This is a genomic window from Methylocystis sp. WRRC1, assembly GCF_020733155.1.
GTDB lineage: Bacteria > Pseudomonadota > Alphaproteobacteria > Rhizobiales > Beijerinckiaceae > Methylocystis.
The window spans coordinates 2,349,680-2,370,415 of sequence record NZ_JAJFZJ010000001.1; the positions used below are offsets into that span (position 1 = coordinate 2,349,680).

At 65.8% G+C, this 20,736-nt stretch carries 24 protein-coding genes and 1 riboswitch; of the genes, 15 read left to right on the forward strand and 9 right to left on the reverse strand.

All coding sequences use genetic code 11. The features are described from left to right. The first annotated feature begins 35 nt into the window (after positions 1-35). Positions 36-380 carry a cupredoxin domain-containing protein gene (locus LG047_RS11305; RefSeq protein WP_036284847.1) on the forward strand — a complete coding sequence of 115 codons (345 nt, stop codon included), beginning with the start codon at positions 36-38 and terminating at the stop codon, positions 378-380. 3 nt (positions 381-383) lie between these two features. After that, on the forward strand, positions 384-1,214 hold the full coding sequence (locus LG047_RS11310) for an FTR1 family protein (RefSeq protein WP_227966759.1): 831 nt from the start codon (positions 384-386) through the stop codon (positions 1,212-1,214). A 9-nt stretch (positions 1,215-1,223) separates the two neighbouring features. Here the strand turns inward: LG047_RS11310 and LG047_RS11315 are convergent, their stop codons facing one another. Continuing rightward, positions 1,224-1,649, reverse strand: coding sequence for an Hsp20 family protein (locus LG047_RS11315; RefSeq protein WP_036284851.1), 426 nt, complete (start codon positions 1,647-1,649; stop codon positions 1,224-1,226). 163 nt (positions 1,650-1,812) lie between these two features. On the opposite strand from LG047_RS11315, the gene LG047_RS11320 reads away from it, so the two are divergent. From LG047_RS11320 to LG047_RS11330, 3 genes are read left to right on the forward strand one after another with little or no spacing between them, the layout of a single operon-like run. Then, the gene (locus LG047_RS11320; RefSeq protein WP_227966761.1) at positions 1,813-2,238 is read left to right on the forward strand and encodes a hypothetical protein; all 426 of its coding nucleotides are present in this window, start codon (positions 1,813-1,815) and stop codon (positions 2,236-2,238) included. Continuing rightward, entirely contained in the window at positions 2,235-2,633 is a 399-nt protein-coding gene (locus tag LG047_RS11325; protein WP_036284855.1) for a DUF6460 domain-containing protein, read from the forward strand. The genes LG047_RS11320 and LG047_RS11325 overlap by 4 nt, the downstream gene beginning before the upstream one ends. Then, positions 2,630-2,917: a hypothetical protein gene (locus tag LG047_RS11330; RefSeq protein WP_227966763.1), complete on the forward strand. Its 288-nt coding sequence runs from the start codon at positions 2,630-2,632 to the stop codon at positions 2,915-2,917. The genes LG047_RS11325 and LG047_RS11330 overlap by 4 nt, the downstream gene beginning before the upstream one ends. A gap of 120 nt (positions 2,918-3,037) precedes the next feature. Here the strand turns inward: LG047_RS11330 and LG047_RS11335 are convergent, their stop codons facing one another. The 5 genes from LG047_RS11335 to LG047_RS11355 form a co-directional block, all read right to left on the reverse strand. Then, complete coding sequence (locus tag LG047_RS11335; RefSeq protein ID WP_036284857.1) at positions 3,038-3,949, reverse strand: extensin family protein; 912 nt, start codon at positions 3,947-3,949, stop codon at positions 3,038-3,040. A 108-nt stretch (positions 3,950-4,057) separates the two neighbouring features. Further along, positions 4,058-4,531, reverse strand: a complete 474-nt coding sequence (locus tag LG047_RS11340; protein ID WP_370635047.1) for a DUF2852 domain-containing protein — start codon at positions 4,529-4,531, stop codon at positions 4,058-4,060. Between the two features lie 132 nt (positions 4,532-4,663). Beyond that, a complete protein-coding gene (locus LG047_RS11345; protein ID WP_227966765.1) occupies positions 4,664-5,284 on the reverse strand; it encodes a TetR/AcrR family transcriptional regulator in 621 nt (206 codons plus the stop codon). A 79-nt stretch (positions 5,285-5,363) separates the two neighbouring features. After that, complete coding sequence (locus LG047_RS11350; protein ID WP_227966767.1) at positions 5,364-5,501, reverse strand: hypothetical protein; 138 nt, start codon at positions 5,499-5,501, stop codon at positions 5,364-5,366. Positions 5,502-5,519: 18 nt separating this feature from the next. Continuing rightward, positions 5,520-6,266 carry a YebC/PmpR family DNA-binding transcriptional regulator gene (locus tag LG047_RS11355; RefSeq protein WP_036284865.1) on the reverse strand — a complete coding sequence of 249 codons (747 nt, stop codon included), beginning with the start codon at positions 6,264-6,266 and terminating at the stop codon, positions 5,520-5,522. A gap of 101 nt (positions 6,267-6,367) precedes the next feature. On the opposite strand from LG047_RS11355, the gene LG047_RS11360 reads away from it, so the two are divergent. From LG047_RS11360 to LG047_RS11405, 10 genes are all read left to right on the forward strand, one after another. Continuing rightward, positions 6,368-7,333: an LOG family protein gene (locus LG047_RS11360; protein ID WP_051134289.1), complete on the forward strand. Its 966-nt coding sequence runs from the start codon at positions 6,368-6,370 to the stop codon at positions 7,331-7,333. A 173-nt stretch (positions 7,334-7,506) separates the two neighbouring features. After that, entirely contained in the window at positions 7,507-7,848 is a 342-nt protein-coding gene (locus LG047_RS11365; protein WP_227966770.1) for a YidB family protein, read from the forward strand. A gap of 284 nt (positions 7,849-8,132) precedes the next feature. Then, complete coding sequence (gene gmd, locus LG047_RS11370; RefSeq protein WP_227966772.1) at positions 8,133-9,119, forward strand: GDP-mannose 4,6-dehydratase; 987 nt, start codon at positions 8,133-8,135, stop codon at positions 9,117-9,119. 18 nt (positions 9,120-9,137) lie between these two features. After that, complete coding sequence (locus LG047_RS11375) at positions 9,138-10,121, forward strand: NAD(P)-dependent oxidoreductase (RefSeq protein ID WP_036284871.1); 984 nt, start codon at positions 9,138-9,140, stop codon at positions 10,119-10,121. Next, positions 10,118-11,539 carry a glycosyltransferase family 1 protein gene (locus LG047_RS11380; RefSeq protein WP_227966774.1) on the forward strand — a complete coding sequence of 474 codons (1,422 nt, stop codon included), beginning with the start codon at positions 10,118-10,120 and terminating at the stop codon, positions 11,537-11,539. The genes LG047_RS11375 and LG047_RS11380 overlap by 4 nt, the downstream gene beginning before the upstream one ends. 187 nt (positions 11,540-11,726) lie before the next feature. Further along, positions 11,727-12,257, forward strand: a complete 531-nt coding sequence (locus tag LG047_RS11385; RefSeq protein WP_036284877.1) for a hypothetical protein — start codon at positions 11,727-11,729, stop codon at positions 12,255-12,257. Between the two features lie 196 nt (positions 12,258-12,453). Then, the gene (locus LG047_RS11390; protein WP_084679173.1) at positions 12,454-13,257 is read left to right on the forward strand and encodes an outer membrane protein; all 804 of its coding nucleotides are present in this window, start codon (positions 12,454-12,456) and stop codon (positions 13,255-13,257) included. Between the two features lie 119 nt (positions 13,258-13,376). Beyond that, a complete protein-coding gene (locus tag LG047_RS11395) occupies positions 13,377-14,375 on the forward strand; it encodes an adenosine kinase (protein WP_036284883.1) in 999 nt (332 codons plus the stop codon). Positions 14,376-14,404: 29 nt separating this feature from the next. After that, positions 14,405-14,848 carry an FKBP-type peptidyl-prolyl cis-trans isomerase gene (locus LG047_RS11400; protein WP_227966776.1) on the forward strand — a complete coding sequence of 148 codons (444 nt, stop codon included), beginning with the start codon at positions 14,405-14,407 and terminating at the stop codon, positions 14,846-14,848. Positions 14,849-14,906: 58 nt separating this feature from the next. Then, a riboswitch (Fluoride riboswitch) is annotated at positions 14,907-14,969 on the forward strand. 126 nt (positions 14,970-15,095) lie between these two features. Then, the gene (locus tag LG047_RS11405) at positions 15,096-16,322 is read left to right on the forward strand and encodes a cation:proton antiporter (RefSeq protein WP_227966778.1); all 1,227 of its coding nucleotides are present in this window, start codon (positions 15,096-15,098) and stop codon (positions 16,320-16,322) included. Positions 16,323-16,329: 7 nt separating this feature from the next. Here LG047_RS11405 and LG047_RS11410 read toward each other — a convergent pair whose 3' ends face one another. The 3 genes from LG047_RS11410 to LG047_RS11420 are packed head-to-tail and all read right to left on the reverse strand — an operon-like array spanning position 16,330 to position 20,650. Further along, on the reverse strand, positions 16,330-17,523 hold the full coding sequence (locus LG047_RS11410) for an HlyD family secretion protein (RefSeq protein ID WP_227966779.1): 1,194 nt from the start codon (positions 17,521-17,523) through the stop codon (positions 16,330-16,332). Next, complete coding sequence (locus LG047_RS11415; protein ID WP_227968480.1) at positions 17,523-19,064, reverse strand: efflux transporter outer membrane subunit; 1,542 nt, start codon at positions 19,062-19,064, stop codon at positions 17,523-17,525. Before LG047_RS11415 ends, LG047_RS11410 begins: the two co-directional genes overlap by 1 nt. Further along, positions 19,064-20,650 carry an MFS transporter gene (locus LG047_RS11420; protein WP_227966781.1) on the reverse strand — a complete coding sequence of 529 codons (1,587 nt, stop codon included), beginning with the start codon at positions 20,648-20,650 and terminating at the stop codon, positions 19,064-19,066. Before LG047_RS11420 ends, LG047_RS11415 begins: the two co-directional genes overlap by 1 nt. Between the last annotated feature and the right edge of the window lie 86 nt (positions 20,651-20,736).

Genomic DNA, 20,736 nt, shown 5'->3' on the forward strand with positions numbered 1-20,736 from the left:
TACGTTGATGTTGCCAGCCTCAACAAGGAACCAAGATGCGTAATTCGGGAAAGGCGTCTTTTTTGCGCGTCGCTTCGGCGGCGTTTTTCGCGGCGGGTTTTGCAGGGGCCGCGGCCGCCGAGACCTATACGCTGACCATCAAGGACCATCGCTTCGATCCTGCGGAGCTGCGCATCCCCGCCGACAAGGCGGCGACGCTCGTCGTGAAGAATCTCGACGCGACGCCGGAAGAATTCGAATCGAAGCCGCTCCGCATCGAGAAGGTCGTGCCCGCGAACAGCGAGGCGACCTTCCAGATTCGCGCGCTGAAAGCCGGCCGCTACAAATTCTTCGGAGAGTTCCACGAGGACAGCGCCAAGGGCGAGATCGTCGCGGAATAATCCATGCTCGGCGCGCTCATCATCGTCTTCCGCGAGGCCATTGAAGCGGGCCTCATCATCGGCATCGTCGCGGCCGTGACGCGCGGCGTCGCCGGTTCGCGCGGCTTCATCGCGGGCGGCGTCGGGGCCGGCGTCATCGGCGCGATGATTGTCGCCTTCTTCGCCGACCGCCTGTCGCAATCCTTCGCCGGCAGCGGTCAGGAGCTGTTCAACGCCGCGGTGCTCGCGCTCGCCGTCGTCATGCTCGCCTGGCACAACATCTGGATGTCCCGCCACGGCCGCGAGCTTGCGCAGGAGCTTTCGGACGTCGGCCGCGCCGTGGCGCGCGGCGACCGCACGCTGTTTGCGCTCGCAACGGTCGTGGGGCTCGCCGTGCTGCGCGAGGGCGCGGAAGTCGCCTTGTTTCTCTATGGGGTTCTCGCCTCGGGCGAGTCGGCGTGGGATGTTTTCGCCGGCGGGCTCGCGGGCCTCGGCCTCGGCGCCGTCACCAGCGTCGCGACCTTCTATGGCCTCGTCACCATTCCGCCGCGCCATCTCTTCGCCGTCACCACGACGCTGATCACGCTGCTCGCGGCGGGCCTCGCGGCGCAATGCGTCGCCTTCCTGCAGCAGGCGGGGATCGTCACCGCGCTTTCCGACACGCTGTGGGACACGTCCTGGATTCTCTCGGACAAGAGCATCGCAGGCCGCGTTCTGCACACGCTGATCGGCTATGCGGACCAGCCGTCGCAAATGCAGGTCGTGATCTATGTGGCGACCATCGTCGCGATCGTCGCCGCGACGAAACTCACGGCGCTGCGCCCGCCTGCAGCCGTGCGGGCGCCGGCGGAGTGAGGGCGAGGTTCAGTCCCGCGTCGCAATATTGATCTTCTTGATCACACGCTCGGGCTCCGGCCTCACGAGGTCGACCGACAGCAGCCCGTTCACCAGATCGGCGCCCAGCACCTGCATGCCCTCGGCGAGGAGGAAGGCGCGCTGGAACTGGCGCGCGGCGATGCCGCGATGCAGGAAGTGCCTCTCGCGCTCCTCCGCCTGCCGGCCTCGGATGACGAGCTGGTTCTCTTCGAGCGAGACGTCGAGCTGATCGCGGGTGAAGCCGGCGACGGCGAGCGTGATGCGCAACCGCTCCGGCTCGCTCTCGCTCCTCGGCAGGCGCTCGATGTTGTAGGGCGGATAACCGTCCGAGCCGCTGCGCGCGACGCGGTCCAGAGCGCGTTCGATTTCGTCGAAACCCAAAAGAAATGGCGAATTAAGCGGCGGACGTGACATGTCGCGAAGCCCTTCTGGCGCCTCAAATCCCGGAACCCTTCAGGCGTCCCGGCCCCGACTTATATGGCCGAGCGGGCGCGCCGGTTCAAGATTGCCGCCATTGACGGCGCGGCGCGGAGCGCCCATCTGCGGACAATCGTTTCTCGCGCCCCGAAGAGTCCTCATGCAACAGCGGCTGGGCCTTGCCGTTTCTTTCGTCCTTGCGGCGATGTTTCTCGCCGGGAGCGCCCGCGCCGAGGAGCCGCCGCCCGTCGTCGCGCCCGAGGGCGACCGCTTTACGCTCACCCCCGCCGACGGCGGCTTCCTGCGGCTCAACAAGGACACGGGGGCGATCTCCTATTGCTCGGTGAAGGACGGCGTCTCCGTGTGCCGGCTGGGCGCCGACGAACGCGCGGCGCTGGAGGCCGAGATCGCGAGGCTGCGCGCGGAAAACGCGCAACTGAAGGCTGCGGCTAGCGCCGCGCCGGGCCGTCCCTCGACGCTGCCGGGCGAAGAGGAGTTCGAGCGCGCGCTCTCCTTTACCGAGCGGTTTCTGCGACGCATAATGCGACTCTTCCGCGAGGAAGCGCCGGCGGGAGGCGGGCTGTGACGGATCAGGGACCCTTCGCCAACTGGCCGCATCTGGACAAGCCAAAACCGCCGCGTCCGGAGCGCGAATTTCTCGTCCTTCCCGGCTCTACGGAAACGGAACCCGAACCCATGGCGTCGAACAACAACGCGCTCGAAAATTTCCTCGGCGGCTCGCCGCTCAACGTCTTCGTGCGGCTGTTCTTCATCTCGCTCGTCGTCGGCGCGCTGCTGATGTGGCTGGAGCTGCGGCCGATCGACATTCTGCGCGGCGTGCAGGCCTTCTTCGACCGCATCTATCAATTGGGCTTCGGCGCGGTGAAGGAGGTCGCGAGCTATGTGCTGGCCGGCGCCGTCTTCGTCGTGCCGGCGTGGTTCGTGTTGCGACTGCTGAATATCGGCGGAGGCAAGCGGTGAAACGCGCTGTTTTTCTTTCACTTGTTCTCGCTGGCTCGCCCGCCGTCGCGGCGAGCCCCGACGCGTGGGAAGAATTTCGCGCCAATGTGAAGAAGGCCTGCGCGAAACTTGCGGCCGTGGAGCTGGAAAATCCCTCGATCTGGGTCGACCCCTTCGGCACAGAAAGCTATGGCGTCGCCATCGCCAAGGGCCCGTCGAAATACGACAAGTCGCAACAAGAGGTTGTCTGCGTCTTCGACAAGCGGAGTGAGAAGGCGGAAGCGACTTCCGCATTCAAGCGCTGAACGGGCGCTCATCCCGCCATAGAGCGCGTTCAGGAAAAGTGTCGGCGGTTTTCCGTTCGAACGCGAGACAAGATATGAAGCGAGACCAAATTCGACGAATTGGAATTCGCCGAAGTTGGTCTAGCGCCGCCTTCTGATGCTCGACGTCAGATCGGGTTGATCGTCGGGCGTTTCCTCGAGCGCATCCCGGCGCGGCGGAACCGGCGTCGCGGCCGCGTTGATCGGGCCCAACCCGTCTCCTCCGCCCTCGAAGGCGGCGAGCGGCGGCTTGCCGGTCGTGTCGTTGTCCGTCTCCTCGCCGGCGCCGGCCTTTGCATTCTGCATCGCGACGAGCGGCGACTGATCCGGCGGCGGCAGGGTTTCCTGCGGCGCGGGCTTGCAGATGGTGCGGCCCGAGCGGCCGTGCTGCGCCAGATCCACATGAATATGATTGTAGTGGAAGGCGTTGGATCCCGGCGACAAGACGGTCGAGAAATGGCCGCAGGAGCCGCGATGCACATCCATCAGAAAGGCGCGGGTCTGCTCGTCGCCGCGCCACCAGTCGCGCACAAGCGTGATCTGACGTCCGTCGGCGAGCACGAAGCCGCCGATGTCGAGCGCATTGCCGAAGGAATGTTCCGAGAGCTGCGCGCCGCGCATATTGTTCATGCCCCGGCAGGCGTAGGAGCCCATCGAGTTGATCTGCACGACATTCTGGCCGAAGCGCGCCTGGGCCGCGGGCTGCACGGTATCGGCGAGCCATTGGTCGAGCTCCGCCACCATGGGGCAGTCGAGCGTCGCAGTGGCGTTGAACGTCACCGCCCCGCCCTGCAGCGCGGTCACCTTGAAGGGTTTGGTCAGCCCGCAAATGCCGGGGCCGTCGACCTCATTGGCGAGGGCGATGAATTCGGAAGGGTGGACTTTTCTCTGCGCGATACAGGCGTTTTCGGCATGGGTCCGCCAGGCGGGGCGCTGGGGCCTGAAGGGCGCGGAGCAGCCGGCGAGCGTCGCAAGGAACGCGAGGAGGAGGGGGAGCGAGACGCGGCGGGCCATGCCGCGAAGTCTGCGGCGCGGGCGTTAATGCGAAGTCGAAAAATTTAGTTAATAGTGAGATATTTCATGACTGTGGCCGGGGAGCCCCGGCCACAGTGGAACGCATCTTTACTGCGTCCCGCCCTTGCGGGCGCGCATGAAGGAGTCGAACTCCGCCCGGTCGCGGGCGCGGCGCAGCTCCTCGATATGTTCGGCGAATTCGCGCTCGGCCTCCGCCAGCTTGCGGCGCTCTTCCTCGAGCCGGGCGAGTTCGCTCTCGCGCCATTCGTCGAAAGCGGCGTTGCCCGACGAGCGCATGAAGGACGGGCCGCCCCAGCCGCGCGAGGCGTCGCGGGAGACGTCTCCGAAGGCGGATTTCATCCGCGCCCCCTGTTCGCTGGCGAAGGAAAAGAGGTCGCCCTCATAGCCCCAGCCGCGCTGCCAGACCTTCCAGCACAGGATCGCGAGGCCGAGCGGCCAGAAGATGAAGAAGCCGAGGACAACCGCGGCGATTTCGTAAGGCTTCCAATGCGCGCACCCCTGGCGTCCCCAAGGGGAGTCCCCGGACGAGGACGACATGCGGGAATAACGATGGCAGCTCATGTTCGGCTCCGTTGCGATTACGCCGGGGCGGACCCTCGGGCCAGTCCGGCGATGTGAATGTTATAAACATTAACATCGCGTCCGGCAAGTCTCTCGCCGGCCCGATCGATATCGTCACTGCGCAGGAGCGGTTCAAGCCGGAGCGGCGCGGGCTCTTGCGACGGCGGCTTCCATGACGCCCTGCACGGCGCCTTCGAGAACCAGCGCGGGGTCGGCGGTGCGGGCGGGGTCGAAATGTCCGGAGACCGTGAGCATGGCGACACCATGGGCCAGCGCCCAGACCTGCAAGGCGACATGACGCGCGCCCTGCGCAGGCGCGCGGGCCTCCTGCAGCCATGCGACCACGGCGCGCCAAAGAATTTCGAGCGCATGGTCGGCCGCGCCGCCGGCCTGTGGATCGGCCAGCGTCGCCGCCTGTCCGAACATCGCCGTGTAGAGGCCCGTCTCCTCGCGGGCGAATTTGAGATAGGCTCCGCACATGGCGCGCATGGCGCTTTTTGCGTCGGGTCGCCCCTCGTTCCAGGCGGCCTCGATGCGCTCGCCGAAGATCTCGAATCCCTGCCGCGCCAGTTCGGCCAATAGAGCGTCGCGGCCGCTGAAATGCCGGTAGGGCGCGGCGGGCGTGACTCCGGCGCGGCGCGCCGCCTCCGCGAGCGTGAGCGCCGAGGGGCCGCCCTCGGCGAGAAGCTCGATCGCCGCGTCGACGAGCGCCTGCTTGAGCGATCCGTGATGATAGCGCCGTTTCTGATGCACTGGCCGCCTCTTCCCCGGGCGCCGGCGTCATCCCGCCGCCCCGATCAGAAGAACAGGGTTGCGGACGCGCCGAATGGCGTTAACCTTGCATCGACACCGCGCCGTCTACGCCCGTCGTCACGGGCGCCGCCGACAGGAGCGCCGCCATGGCAAAGACCCAGATCCTCGATCTCGTCGCCGTCCTCGCCGCCTTCGCCTTCGCCAGCGCCGTCATCATCAGCGCCTGGTGAGAGAATCAGCCGGCGAGCTTGGCCATCAGCGCGTCGGAGATTTCGAAATTGGCGTAGACGTTCTGCACGTCGTCATTGTCCTCGAGCGCGCCGACGAGCTTGAGAATTTTTTCGCCCGCCTCGTCGTCGACCTTGATCGTGTTCTGCGGCCGCCAGACGAGCGCCGCCTTGCGCGGCTCCCCGAATTTCTCTTCCAGAGCCTTGGCGACGTCGCGCAGGGACTCGACGGAAGTGATGATTTCATGGGCTTCGTCGGTGGTGGAGACGTCGTCCGCGCCGGCCTCGATGGCCGCTTCCATCATCGCGTCCTCGGAGGCGACCTTCTTGTCGAATTCGACGAGGCCCACGCGGTCGAACATGAACGAGACCGCGCCCGTCTCGGCGAGCGATCCGCCCGCCTTGGTGAAATAGGAGCGCACTTCGCCGGCCGTGCGGTTGCGGTTGTCGGTCAGCGCCTCGATGATGACCGCGACGCCGCCGGGGGCGTAGCCCTCGTAGCGCACCTCGTCGTAGTTCTCCGAGTCGGCGCCCGACGCCTTCTTGATCGCGCGGTCTATATTGTCCTTGGGCATGTTCTCGGCCTTGGCGGCGAGAACAGCGGCGCGCAGGCGGGCGTTCATGTTGGGGTCGGGCAGGCCCGCCTTGGCGGCGACGGTGATTTCGCGGGCGAGCTTGGAGAAGAGCTTGGAGCGGATCGCGTCCTGCTTGCCCTTCTTGTGCATGATGTTCTTGAACTGACTGTGCCCGGCCATCTCGCTTCGCCCTATGTCCTCTCGAATTCGCCCCGAAGGCTTTCCGGCGCGTCATATACGCCGGGGCGGAACGGAAATAAAGAAAAGGACCACATTCTTCCATGAGCGCAGAAAACGATACGTCCGCCCGGAGCCGATGCGTCCCCGAGCCGCCCGACCCCGTCGAGCGGAGAACGCCGCTGCCGGGAACCCGGCCAAAGCCGGATCACGAGGATCCCGCCGCCTCGGAGCGGGTGCGGGCGATCATAGAGAACCCCGCTTATCGCGAGGCGGATTCCGACGTCGATTTTCTCAACGCCGACAGGGCGCGCGGTCCGCGTCTCCAGCTCGACTATCTCAAGCCCCAGACGATCATGGAGCGCGAGGGGCTGACCGACGCCATCGTGGTCTTCGGCTCGACCCGGCTCAGGGAGCCGAGCGCCGCGCGCATGCGCGTCCTGGAGGCGCGCGAGGCCTGCAAGGTCGCGCCCGACGACCCGGCGGCCCGCGAGAGGCTGGCCGTCGAGGAGCGCCTTCTCGAAAAGGCGCGCTATTACGACGTCGCGCGGGAGTTCGGAGCGCTCGTCGGCGCCGCCTGCGACTGCGGCGCGGGACGTCGGATCGCCATCGTCACCGGCGGCGGCCCCGGGGCGATGGAGGCGGCCAATCGCGGGGCCTTCGACGTCGGTGCGCCCTCGGTGGGGTTGAATATCGCCCTGCCGCGCGAGCAGTTCCCCAACCCGTATGTCACGCCGGGCCTGTGCTTCCGTTTTCACTATTTCGCGATGCGAAAGCTGCATTTCCTGCTGCGGGCGCGTGCGCTCGTCGCCTTTCCCGGCGGCTATGGCACCTTCGACGAATTGTTCGAGACGCTGACGCTGGTGCAGACGCGCAAGATCGCGCCGCTTCCGGTCGTGCTCGTCGGCGAGGCCTTCTGGCGGCGCGCCTTCGACGTCGACTTCCTCGTCGACGAAGGCGTCATCGATCCGGAGGATCGTGACCTTTTCTGGTACGCGGAGACGGCGTCACAGATTTGGGAAGGCGTTCTGAGCTGGTGCGAAAAGGCCGGCGAGCCGCTGATCTGTTGAGAAATTCACAAGCTATGCTTCGATCGTCACAGCGCTTTTGCCGCTCTGCGACAATATTCCCCGCCTGCGCCATTGAGAGTCTTCCGGGCGCCCCCTATCTTTTCAGCGGTGGCGCCGCGCCGCTCGAGTTTTCATGCGGAGGATTCGAAATGAGTTCGGAAGGAGAATCGAAAATGAGTTGGTTTAAAGCGATCGCCGGCGGCGTGATCGGCGCCGAGGCCCTGAGCCTCATCAAGGAATATGTCGAGAAGCAGGGCGGGCTCGACGCCGTCGTCAAGAATTTTCAGGAAGGCGGCTTCAAGCGCCAGGTCGACTCCTGGGTCTCCACCGGCAAGAACGAGGCGATCAACGCCATCGAGGTCGGACAGGCGATCGGCGTCGAAAAACTGAAGAAACTCGCGGAAGCCACTGGCGTCGATTACGACAAGGCGCGCGATCTCCTCGCCGAATATCTGCCGATCGCGATCGACAAGTCGACGCCCGAGGGCAAGCTGCCGCCGAAGGATCAGGCTTAAACCGCCGGTCATATTTTCATTCGGGTAGCGTTCGCGTAGCTGTGTCCTGGCCGCCGGTCCGTGATTTCGGGCCGGCGGTCTTTGTCTTACAGGGCGGGACGGCGCCTCGCGCGCCCTTGCCACCGCCGCGACGATTTTGTAAGGCCGGTGGCGCGCCGGGGCTCGGCGAGGCTTCCGGGCCCGAGCGGCCAAGACGCGCATCGCGAAAATAAATTCATAGCGCTCCAACCGCCCGCACTGCGCAAGACCGGCGTATGTAAGCGCGCATTCGACAAGGACGATAGATGGCCAAACGCGCGCTGGTGACAGGCGTCACGGGACAGGACGGCGCTTATCTGTCGCAGTTTCTGCTCGACAAGGGCTACGAGGTTCATGGCGTGATTCGCCGCTCCTCGCATCGCGGCGTCGAGGACCATCGCCTGCGCTGGCTCGGCATTAGCGGGAAGGTGCATCTGCACGACGCCGATCTGATCGACCTTTCGAGCCTGCTGCGCACGGTTCAGGACGTCCAGCCGGACGAGATATACAATCTCGCGGCGCAGTCCTATGTCGCTTCTTCCTGGCGCCAGCCGATCCTGACGGCGAATGTCACCGCCACGGGCGTGACCAACATGCTCGAAGCGATGCGTCTCGGCGCGCCCGGCGCGCGTTTCTACCAGGCTTCCTCCTCGGAAATGTACGGCCTCATCCAGGAGCCGATGCAGAGCGAGAAGACGCCCTTCTATCCGCGCAGCCCCTACGCCGTCGCCAAGCTCTACGGCCACTGGATAACGGTGAACTACCGCGAGAGCTTCGGCCTGCACGCTTCATCGGGCATTCTGTTCAATCACGAGAGCCCGCTGCGCGGCGTCGAATTCGTCACGCGCAAGGTCACGCATGGCGTCGCGGGCATCAAGCTCGGTCTGGCGAAAGAGCTGCGTCTCGGCAATATCGACGCGAAACGCGACTGGGGCCACGCCAGGGATTACGTCCGCGCCATGTGGCTGATGCTGCAGCAGGAGACGCCGGACGACTATGTCGTGGCGACGGGCGTCACCACGACGGTGCGCGACATGTGCCGCATCGCCTTCGACCACGCCGGGCTCGACATGGACAAATATCTCATCATCGACCCCGCCTTCTACCGGCCGGCCGAGGTCGACGTCCTGCTTGGCGACTCCAGCAAGGCGCGGCGCGTGCTGGGCTGGGAGCCGCAAATCAATCTCGATCAGATGATCCGCGAAATGGTCGATGCGGATCTCGAAAGGCTGCGGCGCGAGGCGGCGGTCTAGTTTCGACAGGGCGCGGCGATGGCGGCCTTCCAGAGCATTCTCGTGACGGGCGGCTCCGGCTTCGTGGGCTCCCACATGTCCGCGGCTCTGGCTGAAGCCTATCCGCAGGCCGCCCGGGCAATGCTGATGCGTCCCGGCGAGAGCGGCGGACATCCGGCCTTCGAGACCTTCACGGCCGATCTCCTCGATGAAGCCGCTCTCGACCGGCTGGTCGAGAAAAGGCGGCCGGACCTTGTGGTCCATCTCGCCGGACAGGCCTCGATCACGGAAGCCGCCAAATCCGCCGAACAGACCTGGCGGGTGAATTTTCACGGCTCTTTCGCGCTGGGAGCGGCGGTGGCGCGCTATGCGCCGCAGGCGGTCTTTCTCTTCGCCTCCACCGCGCAGGTCTATGGCGCGAGCTTTCGCGAGGGCGTGCTGACGGAAGAAGCGCCGCTGCGGCCGCTCGACGTCTACGCCCGTTCGAAAGTCGCCGCGGAGGGCGCGCTCGCCGACGTGCTGGGGAAGGATGCTCGGCTGATCGTCGTGCGTCCGGTCAATCATTCGGGCCCCGGCCAGCGCAACCGGAGTTTCGTCCTGGCCTCCTTCGCGGCGCAGATCGCCGCGATCGAGGCCGGGCGGGCCGAACCGCGCCTCAGGGTCGGCGATCTCTCCAAGGCGCGGGACTTTCTCGACGTGCGCGACGTGATCGACGCCTATATGCGGCTGATCGCGGCCGCGGGCGATCTGCCCGACCGCGCGTCGGTCTTCAACGTCGCCTCGGGCCAGCCGCGCAGCATCGCGTCGCTGCTCGACGTGTTGCGGGCGCGGGCGCGCAAGCCTTTCGAGGTCGAGGTCGAAGAGCAGTTGCTGCGCCCGTCGGCGATCGACATTCCCAGCGTCGCCTGCGACGCCTCTAAGCTGCGCGCGGCGACCGGCTGGAGCCCGCAGCATCCGCTCGAAGAAATGGCGCAGGCGCTGCTCGACCAATGGCGTGCGGCGCAGGCGAGCGGCCGCGCATGAGCGGCGAGGATCCGTCCGCTAGGGAGGCCGAGCGCGAACGAATCCGTCTGCTCGAATTCCAGCTCGACTATCTGCGCGCGGAACTGCTGCATCTGACGCATGAGCGCTACCGGATGATCTATTCGGTCTCCGGCCATGTCTATCGCTTCCTTCGCCCGATCGAACAGCGGATCGCGGACGCCGCCGCGGCGCTATTTGCGAAATTTCGCCCAAGTCGCGCCGACGCGCCGGCTCCCGTCGAGGCGCCGCCCCCGCCGATCGCGGCCCTGCGCCTGCCGGCGCGCCGTCTCCTCATCGACGTGACGGGCACGATCAAGCGCGACGCCGGCACCGGCATTCAGCGCGTGGTGAAGGAGGTCGTGCGCGCTTGTCACGGCGGCGCGCGTTTCGAGATCCCGGCCTTCGCCGTCCGCTGCGAGAACGGCAGGCTCTACACCGCCAACGCCTTCACCGCGTCGCTCGGGGGCGGGGAGACGGGGCCCGACACGGAAGTCGACGTCGCGCCCGGCGACCGCTTTCTCATGCTCTCCGACAGCTGGAACGCCTTCGAGGAGCTTGCGCCGGTCTTCGGGCGCATCCGCGCGCAGGGCGGCGAGATCGTCACCTGCATCTTCGATCTCATCCCCGAGCTTTACCCGCACGCCTGTCACGAAGTGACCGTTCCGCGCTATCGCGCATGGTTGCGCAAGGCGCTGCTCGAGAGCGACGCCTTTCTCGCCATATCCCGCACGGTCGCCGGAGAACTCGCCGATTTTGTCGTCGAGACGGGCCTGCCGCATCGCCCCGATCTGAAGATCGGATGGTTTCATTGCGGCGCCGACATCGCTGCGCCTGCAACCGCGACGCCCCGGGAAAAGATCGCCGCCGCCGTCGCGGGAGAGACGCCCGCCTTTCTCGCGGTCGGCACCCTCGAGCCGCGCAAGGGCCATCGCGTCGCGCTCGCCGCCTTCGACGAACTCTGGGAGCAGGGGGTCGACGCGAGACTCGTTGTCGTCGGACGGCGCGGCTGGTTCGAGGAGGCGCTGGCCGCCTCCATCGCCGGCCACCCGGAATTCGGCAAGCGGCTGTTCTGGTTCGACGACGTCGACGACGGCGAATTGTCCTATCTTTACGATCGCGCCGAAGCGCTCGTCTTCCCCTCCTACGCCGAGGGCTTCGGCCTGCCGATCGTCGAGGCGGCGCTGCGCGGGCGCATGGTGATCTGCAGCGACATCCCGGTGTTTCGGGAGGTGGGGCGGGAAGGCGCGATCTATTTCCGGGTTAATGACCCGCATGCGCTCGCGCGCACGATCCGCGGCGTTCTCGCCGGCGATCTTTCGGCCGATCCCGGCCGCGCGCTCGGCGCATCCTGGGGCGAGGCGGCGCGGCGCATTGTCGAGGTCGTGGCGCATGAGGACTGGCTGCGGCGCCTTCCGTGAGCCTTGACCTCCGCTCTGGCCGGCGGCGCGCCGCAACTTGGCGGGTTTCGCTGTTTTCGCCGCTCGGGAAAGCATGTTAGAGAGGCGTCAATCGGTCGCGCCTTCGGGGCTCTCGGGCTCCGGAGGCTGCGGCTTTTGACTGAAGACGCTCGCGCCGCCCCGGCGCGCCGATCAAGGGACCGCATTCATGGCGCTCAATATTCCGTTCATCAACGAGCAGACGCCCAAGACATTTTTCAAGATGCTCAATCTGGAGGCGTCGCAGCTGTCGCTGCCGGAATCGAAGCAGCTGATGCAGGGAATGCTGGTCGCCTATGTGGTGTTGCAGACCGGCGCGCAATTCTTCAGCCATTCGCTGCTGGTCAGCATCTTCTATGGCGTCGCCAGCGCCGCCTTTCTCTATGGCGCGACCGTCTACCTGCTGCGTTATCTCAAGCAGGAGGAAAAGTTCGTCCGCACGCTGACGGCGCTCGCCGCCATGGGCGCCGTCGCCGCGCTCGCCTACATCATCCTCCACCTCATCGTCGGCGTCGCGCTCCCGCCGCCGCTGCCGACGGATCGCCTTGCGCGCTTCCTGCTGTTCCCGATCATCGTCTGGACGGCTTTCATGTACGCGTTCCTCTTCCGCCATGTCGCGCTGCGGCCGATCCCGGCCTTCGTGACTGCGGCGCTCTACGTCCTCGTCATCGAGATCGTGCTCTCGGCGATCAAGTTCTGACGCGCCGCAGCGCAAGGGCCCTTGAACGAACCGGCGTCCGCGACAACGGGCGCCGGTCTTTTTTTGCCTGACGCGCGTACAAATATTGTCTAAAGCGTGGCCATATTAAGCGGGCATTAAGCTTAACAGTTCACTCTTCCTTCATTCCCGCGCCGGGCCCCTCGCGACCGGCCGGCGCATAGCAAGGAAGAAGTCCATGGTCCGCCCGTTCTTGCGCGCCCGCGCGACAATTTTCACCGCGATGGCCGCCGCGCTCGTCGCGTCCGCGGCGCAGGCCGCCGACATGCCGTTCCCGGTCGAGACTCCCACGCCCGTGAACGAGGGTCCGGTGGAATGGGGTTCGAACTGGTATCTGCGTGGCCAGGTCGGCGCCGCAGACCACAATATCTCGACCGTCGACGGCATGAGGCTGTCGACGAGCTGGCCGTCGAACTGGACCATCGGCCTTGGCGGCGGCTACCAGTTCACCAACTGGCTGCGCGCCGATGCGACGGTCGATTATCAGGAGCTGTGGGATCGCAACGGCCTCCAGTTCGGCCAGCCCTGCGTCGGCATGGATATCTACGGTCCCGGCGGAATCGTGGTGAATGCGCCCTATCCCGCTATCTGCACGCCCGGCGTCAAGAATCGCGCCGAATCGATCTCCTTCATGGCGAACGCCTATCTGGATCTCGGCAACTGGTGGGGGTTCACGCCTTACGTGGGCGCCGGCGTCGGCGCCAATCTCTTCATCCAGCGGCACAATGTGATGTGGTCGCCGGCCTTCTACCCTTACGTCAATTTCGCGCCCGCGACCGGCGTTTCGAGCGATTATCTGCGCTTCGCCTACGCCGGCATGGCGGGCGTGAGCTACGACATCGATTCGCACTGGAAGATCGACCTCGGCTACCGCTTCATCAATCTCGGTCAGCTGCAGGGCTTCGACATCTACAATCAGCGCATCTCGCGGGACATGACCAGCCACCAGTTGCGTCTGGGCTTCCGTTACGTGATCGACTGACGCGCGCCGCCGCTCTAGGCGCGCCCGCCACGCAATGTTAAACAACCGGCCGGCCGATCCGTACGTGATCGGCCGGTTTCGTTTTTCGCGCATGCGCCCTTGAACCGGATCGCCGCCTCATGACTTCTCTCGATGTCCTCGGCATTGGCAACGCCATCGTCGACACCATTTCCCGCGCCGACGACGACCTCCTCGTCGCCTCGGGCCTCAACAAGGGCTCCATGGCGCTCGTGGACGAGGCGCGCGCTGCTGCGCTCTATGAAAAGATGGGTCCGACGACGGTCATTTCCGGCGGTTCCGCCGCCAACACCATGGCGGGGCTCGCGAGTCTGGGCGCCAGGGCCGGGTTCGTCGGGAAGGTGAAGAACGACGACGCCGGCCGCGAGTTCACGCACGACATCCGCAAGGCGGGCGTCGCCTTCGACACGCCGCCGGCGGCCGACGGCGCCGCGACCGCGCGCTGCCTCATCTTCGTCACGCCCGACGGCCAGCGCACGATGAACACTTTCCTCGGCGCCTGTCAGGCGCTGGCGCCGGAGGACATCGACGAGGCGCGCGTCGCCGATGCGAAAGTTCTCTATATGGAAGGCTATCTGTGGGATCCGCCGGGCGCCAAGGAGGCCTTCCTGAAGGCCGCGAAGGTTTCGCGCGCAAAGGGCCGCAAGGTGGCGCTGACCCTTTCCGACAGCTTCTGCGTCGATCGCTATCGCGGCGAGTTCCTTTCGCTCATCCGCGACCGCGTCGTCGACATCGTCTTCGCCAATGAGAGCGAATTGCACGCGCTCTACGAGACCGCCGATTTCGAAACGGCGATCGCCGCGCTGCGCGCGGAGAAGGATCTGCTCGGCGTCGTGACGCGTTCGGAAAAGGGCTGCATCGTCGCCGACAGCGCGAATCTGCTGTCCGCCCCGGCTTTCCCGGTCGAGGAAGTCGTCGACACGACAGGCGCCGGCGATCTTTTCGCCGCCGGCTTCCTCGCCGGCTACACGCGGGGCCTGCCGCATGAGCGCAGCGCCGCGCTCGGCGCCCTTGCGGCGGCGGAAATCATCTCTCATGTTGGCGCGCGCCCGCAGAAGGATCTTCTGCAGCTCGCGCGCGACAATGGCGTTCTGGCTTGAGCGATCAGACCAATAATCGGAGGAAAAGGATGCGTTCTTTCACGAAGACACTGGCGGTCGCGCTCGTCGCCGCCTCGGCTGGACTGGCGCTTGCGCCGACCATGGTCCGCGCCGAACCCGAAACGACGCTCACCGCGAGCGGCCTGAAGATCATCGACAACAAGGTTGGAACCGGCGCCGCCGCGAAGTCCGGCCAGACCGTTTCGGTGCATTACACGGGCTGGCTCTACAATAACGGAGCCAAGGGCAAGAAGTTCGACAGCTCGCGCGATCGCGGCGAGCCTTTCGAGTTTCCGCTCGGCGGCGGGCAGGTCATCGCGGGCTGGGACGAGGGCGTCGCCGGCATGAAGGTGGGCGGCAAGCGCACGCTCATCATTCCGCCGGAGCTCGGCTATGGCGCGCGCGGCGCAGGCGGCGTGATCCCGCCGGGCGCGACGCTGATGTTCGACGTCGAACTCGTCGGCGTGAAGTAAGAGCCTTCGTCAACCGGCTCCCCGAGCCGGTTGACAATGTTCGCTGCGGCTTGATTTAATGCAAGCAGGCGATGGGGTTCGCCTTGTAACCGCCCTCGGGGCTGATGACTCCTGCATATGTCTGCACGGCGGGAGTCTGCATGAAAACGATAAACTTTGCCCTTTTGAAATCGACGCTCGCGCCACGCTCGTCTTTCGGACGGGTGAGTAGGACAGAGCTGGCCGCCTTCTCGCGGAGGGCTGCGAAATGACCCCGATCTGGGCGCAGGCCGCTCTGGTTTTCGGGCTCGCATTGATCGCGAGCCTCTTCGCGCATCGCTTCCGTCTCTCGACCGCGCTCGTTGAAATCATCATCGGCCTTCTCGCGCGGACCGTGCTGGGGCTGACGCTGGGCGCGGAGGTCTTCGCCGTCAACGAGCCATGGGTGAAGACGCTCGCCGGCATTGGCGCGATCTTCCTCACCTTCCTCGCCGGGGCCGAGCTCGATCCCGACGTCTTCAAGATGAAATGGAAGGAGGCCGCGGCCATCGGCGGCGCGAGCTTCCTCGTTCCCTCGGTCGCGTGCTGGGCCGCCGCGCACTATCTTCTCGGCTGGGAGTCGTCGCCCGCGATCCTCGCCGGCATTGCGCTCGCCGCCACTTCGGTCGCCGTCGTCTACACGGTGATGATGGAATATGGCTTCAACCGCACCGATTACGGCAAGACGATCCTCGCCGCCTGTTTCATCACCGATCTCGGCACGGTGGTGACGCTCGGCCTCGTCTTCGCGCCTTTCACATGGAAGACGCTCATCTTCGTCGCCGCGCTCGGCGCCGCCTTTGTCGGTCTTCCGAAGATCACGCCCGTCGCGTTCGAAAAATTCGGCGGGCGCCCGTCGGAGTTCGAGGCGAAATTCCTCCTGTTCGCGCTCATGCTGCTCGGCGCGCTCGCGACATGGGCGGGGAGCGAAGCCGTGCTGCCGGCCTATCTTGTCGGAATGGCGCTCGCGGGCGGCGTCGGGCGCGACAGCGCGCTGGTTCGCAGACTGCGCACCATCACCATCGGCCTGCTGACGCCCTTCTATTTCATCCGCGCCGGCTATTTCGTCTCGCTGCCCGCGGTTGTCATGGCGCCTGTCGGCGTCATCGTCTTTCTGCTGGTGGAGATGGCGAGCAAGGTCGTCAGCGTCTATCCCGTCGCGCGCGCTTTCAGGTCGCCGCACAAGGATGCGATGTATACGACGCTGCTGATGGCGTCGGGCCTGACCTTCGGCACGATCTCCGCGCTCTTCGGTCTTTCCAACAGGATCATCGACGAATCGCAATATTCGACGCTCGTCGCCGCGATCATCGCGACGGCCGTCGTCCCGACGCTGATCGCCAACAGATTCTATCTGCCGCGCCATCACCTGCCCAAGGATGAAATCGAGCAGGCGCTCGCCGCGCATGACGCAGAGGCGCAGGAGGCCATCGACGCGTCCGAAGTGCGTTCATAGATTTACTTCAATTGCCGGCGGCGCATTCGGATGTTTCGATCGCGACGGGAAGATTTTCCTTCACGATCGACGCCGCCGTCGCTTTGCCCTGCGCCAGATCGTTGCTGTAGACGTCGGTGGCGTATTCGGGCGAGGCGGTTTTCGTTTTCGAGGCGTTGGGCTGCGTCTCGGTGTTCGTCACGTCGATCGTGATGTTGGTCGAAAGGCCCGGCCGCAGCGGATGTTTTTCAATTTCATCCGGGCGCAGCGCGATGCGCACGGGCACGCGCTGCACGATGCGGATGAAATTGCCCGTGGCGTTGTCGGGCGGCAGGAGCGCGAAGACGCTGCCGGAGCCCGGCACGATGCCGTCCACCGTCCCATGGAAGCGCGGGCTGTCGCCATAGAGATCGACCCTGATGTCCACCGGCTGCCCCGGCCGCACCCGCTCGAGACGGTTCTCCCAGAGATTGGCCTCGATCCACAGATGATCGAGCGGCACGATGGTCATCAGCTGGTCGCCGGGCTTCACGCGCTGGCCGACCTGCGCCTTGCGCTTGGCGATGAAGCCCGAGGCCGGCGCCCGCACCTGCTGGCGCACATATTCGATATGCGCGTCGAGATATTTCGCGCGAGCCGCTTCGACATCCGGGTGGGTCGCGGGCGTGACGCCGTTCACGCGCGCTTCGATTGCGTGAAGCTCGGCGCGCGACTCGCGCAGATCGGCTTCGAGCGCGGCGAGTTGGTCTCGCGTGTTCTGCACCTGCTGCTGGGAGACCGAGCCCGTCGTCGCCGCCTGCTGGTAGCGCGCAAGGTCATGGCGCGCGCGGTCGCGCAGCGCGGCGCGCGAGGCGATCTTCTCGCAGACCTGCCGCCGCGTGGCGAAGAGCGCGCCCACATTGCGCGTCGTGCGCGCGAGATCGCCCGCGGCCTGAAGCAGCGAGGCTTCCGCGCGCTGCCTGTCGAGCAGCATGAGAACGTCGCCTTTCTTCACGCTCTGCGTTTCCTCGACCCGCACGTCGGAGACGATGCCGGTGGCGTCGGCATAGACCGGAATGAGATTGCCGGTCACGAAGGCGTTGTCGGTGGATACGAAAAAACGATCCTTCACGAGCCATTTCCCGCCGAAGAAGAGTCCAGCGAGAGCAACGACGACTCCGACGCCCGCAAGCAGCAAGTTGCGGCGCGCGCGAATGGATTTACGGGCGAAGGGCGTTTGCATCAGCCCCCGCCGAGGGATTGGATGACGTCGACGACAGGCGTGATATTGTCTTTCTCCGGGTTGATCGGCGCCTGCATGGGGCCTTCCGTATAGCCGCCGCCGAGCGCCTGAAAAAGATCCACCGTGGCGGCCTGATTGTCGCCCTCGAGCGCCGCCTGCGCATAGCTCTGGTCGAGCACGCCGAGCGCCAGCAGCACGATCTCGCGGCGATCCCTGATTCCGTTGCGCCAGCGCGAACGCGCCATGTCGAGCTCCGTGCGCCGCGCGGCGACGAGCCGGTTCTGCGCGTCGAGCGCCGTGCGCGTCTGCTTCACATTGGCGAGCGCGTCGGCGACCTGCTGCGCCGCCGCGAGCAATGTTTCATTGTATGAGTCGACCGCCTCGTCATATTCCGCGCGCCGTCCTTCGAGCCTCCCCGAGAGTCGCCCGCCCTGAAAGATCGGAAGGTGAAAACCCGGTGTGACGGCGTAGCTGAACGCCGAGGAGCGAAAGAGGAATTTCCCGAGTTCGCTGATCTGCGTGCTGTTGCGAGAAGCCTCGAGCCCCGCGAAGCCGACGAGGTCGATCGAGGGGAGAAATTCCGCCTTGGCGGCGTGAATGCGTTCGGCCGCGGCCTCGGCGCGATGCATGGCGGCGGAAAGATCGGGGCGATGGGCGAGCATCTCCACGGGAAGTTTCGCCGGCGGCGCGAGACGGACAGAGGCGACGAGATGTTTGCCGGCGAAGAGGTCGCGCGCGGCGTCGGGCCCTTCGCCCATCAACCGCGCGAGAAGATCCTGTTGAAAGGCGAGCAGGGCGCTCGCGCCGGCTTCGCGCTTGATCGCCGCCTCGACTTCGGCCGTGGCCTGCGCAATCGCGTCCTGCGTGTCGACGCCGGTGCGGAAGCGGTTCTGCGCAATGGCGACCAGCTCGCGGCGAAGCTTCGTCATCGCCTGCGCGATGGCGAGCTGGCGCGCCGCCGCGCGGCCGCGGAAATAGGCGCGCGCGACGCCCGCCGACAGCAGCAGACGCGTCTGCGCATATTCGGCCTCCTGCGCGGCGGTTTCGCCGAGCGCCGCGTCGAGCGCCGCGCGGTTCTTCCCCCAGAAGTCGAATTCGTAGCGGAAAGACAGCGGATTGATGAAAGCCATCGTCCGCTCGGTTCCCGCGAGCGCGCGATTATAGGAGGCGACGACGCCATGCGTGGGGATGCGGGTCTGCCGCATGCCCATGTCGAAATCGAGCAGCGGCAAAAGGCGCGCGCCCTCGACCTCGGAGACGGCTTCGGTCTGCCGCAGCCGGTCGGCGGCCTTGTGCAGGCCGGGACTGTCGGCGAGAGCCTTGTCGACGACGCGGTCGAGTTCCGCGTTGCGGAAGCGGCGCCACCAGTTTTCTTCCGGCCAGCCGGCGCGAGACGAGGCGCCGGCCTGCGCGAGCGTGCGATCCATGGCGGGGGGATCGGCGAATTCGGCGCGCTCGGGCGCCGTCGCCTGACAGGCGGCGAGCGGCGCGAGAGAAAGCGCGATCAGCGCGCGCCGACGAAGACCGCGCCCCCGAAGCATCACGGCTGCTCCATGAGTTCTTCGGCCTCGAGGCGAATCAGATCGGGCTTCGGCTCGGGTTTCGCGGCCGGCCGCGCGAGCCATACGAAGCCGGCCAGACAGACGAATATGAATCCGCCCTGCAGGAAAGCGTCGCCGAGACCGAGAAGTTGCGACTGCTGTCTTATCATTCGTCCCATCAGGCTGCGCGTCACGGCTTCGCTGAGGCCCATCGCCTGTAATTTTTCGTTGAGCTGCCCGAGGAGATCGAGCGAGGCGAATCGCCGCCCGCCGAAGAAATCCGCGAGGTCGAGCTGATGGAAGGGCGTGCGCCTGAACTGCACGACATATTGCAGCGAAATGCCATAGGCGCCGGCCGCGGTGCGCAGCATCGCCATCTCCTCGGCGGCGCGAATCAGTCGCTGGCCGGAAAGCCCCTGCATGCCGATCGCCGCCGGCGGCGCAAAGAATGTCGCGAGCGAAAAGCCGAAGAAGACCATCGGCGCGGCAATCTGATCGAACGACGCCGGTTTGTCGAACATGCCGAGCCAGGTCAGCGTCACCCCGAAGCCGATGAAGTTGAGGCTGGCCAATAGCCGCAGATCCACATTGCGCACGAGTTCGTGCACGATCGCGACCAGCGGCACGGCGAGGAAGGCCATCAACAGATAGACGACGCCCGCGAGCGACGACGTGTAGCCGAGCAGCAATTGCAACTGCCCGACGAAGACGGACAGCGAGCCCTGCACCACCAGAAAGCCCAGCACCGAACAGATCGTCGCGACCGCATAATTGCGGTGGGCAAAGAGCCGCAGATCCAGCACCGGATGGCGTTCGCCGAGCTCCCAGACGACGAAGGTCGGCAGGGCGATGAGAACCGCGACGAAGATCGTCATCAGCAAGGGCGAGGCGAGCCAGTCGAAGTCGTTGCCCATGTTGAAGATCGTCTGCGCCCCCACCAACACGATGGTCAGCAGCAGAACGCCGACCCAATCGAAACGCGTGATGCGGCGCTCATGGCTGCGCCCGTAAAGCAGCGCCCCCACGACGCCGGCGATCGGCAGGCCGAGCGCGATGTTGGAAATGAACAGCGTGCGCCAGTCGAAATATTCGGCCCAGAAGCCGCCCATGAAGACGCCGAGCGTGAAGGGCGCCATGCTCAGCACGCCCCACAGCGCGACGCCGAAAGTGCGGTGGCGTTCGGGATATTCGCCGAGAGCCAGCGCCTGCCCGAGCGGGAGAATGACTCCGCCGGCGAGGCCGAGCAAAAAGCGGAACGGCACGAATAGCCATATCGTCTCGCTTGTTGCGCAGAGCAGGGAGAAAAAGGCGTAGGCGAGGAAGGCCGCCACATAGACGCGATGGTTGCCGTAGCGCCCGGAGAGCCAGCGCGCGAAGGGCAGGCCCATCACGATTCCCATCATGTGGTCTGTCGTTCCCCAGGTGCCGAAGCTCGGCGTGACGCCGCCGAGATCGCCCGACACATAGGGCACCATGATGGTGTAACCGGGCACGTTGGAGAGCGCTATGACATTCGCCGCGCCGAGGGCGACATTGAGGAGCAGAAAGCGCCAGCCGGTCAGTTTTTCGTCCGCCGCCGCCGTCATGCGCGCGTTCCGGATCTCTGGGCGTCGCGCGTTGTTCTGGTTTGCAGATTTTGCGCAGTTTGCGTTTTCACGCGGACTCCTACCGT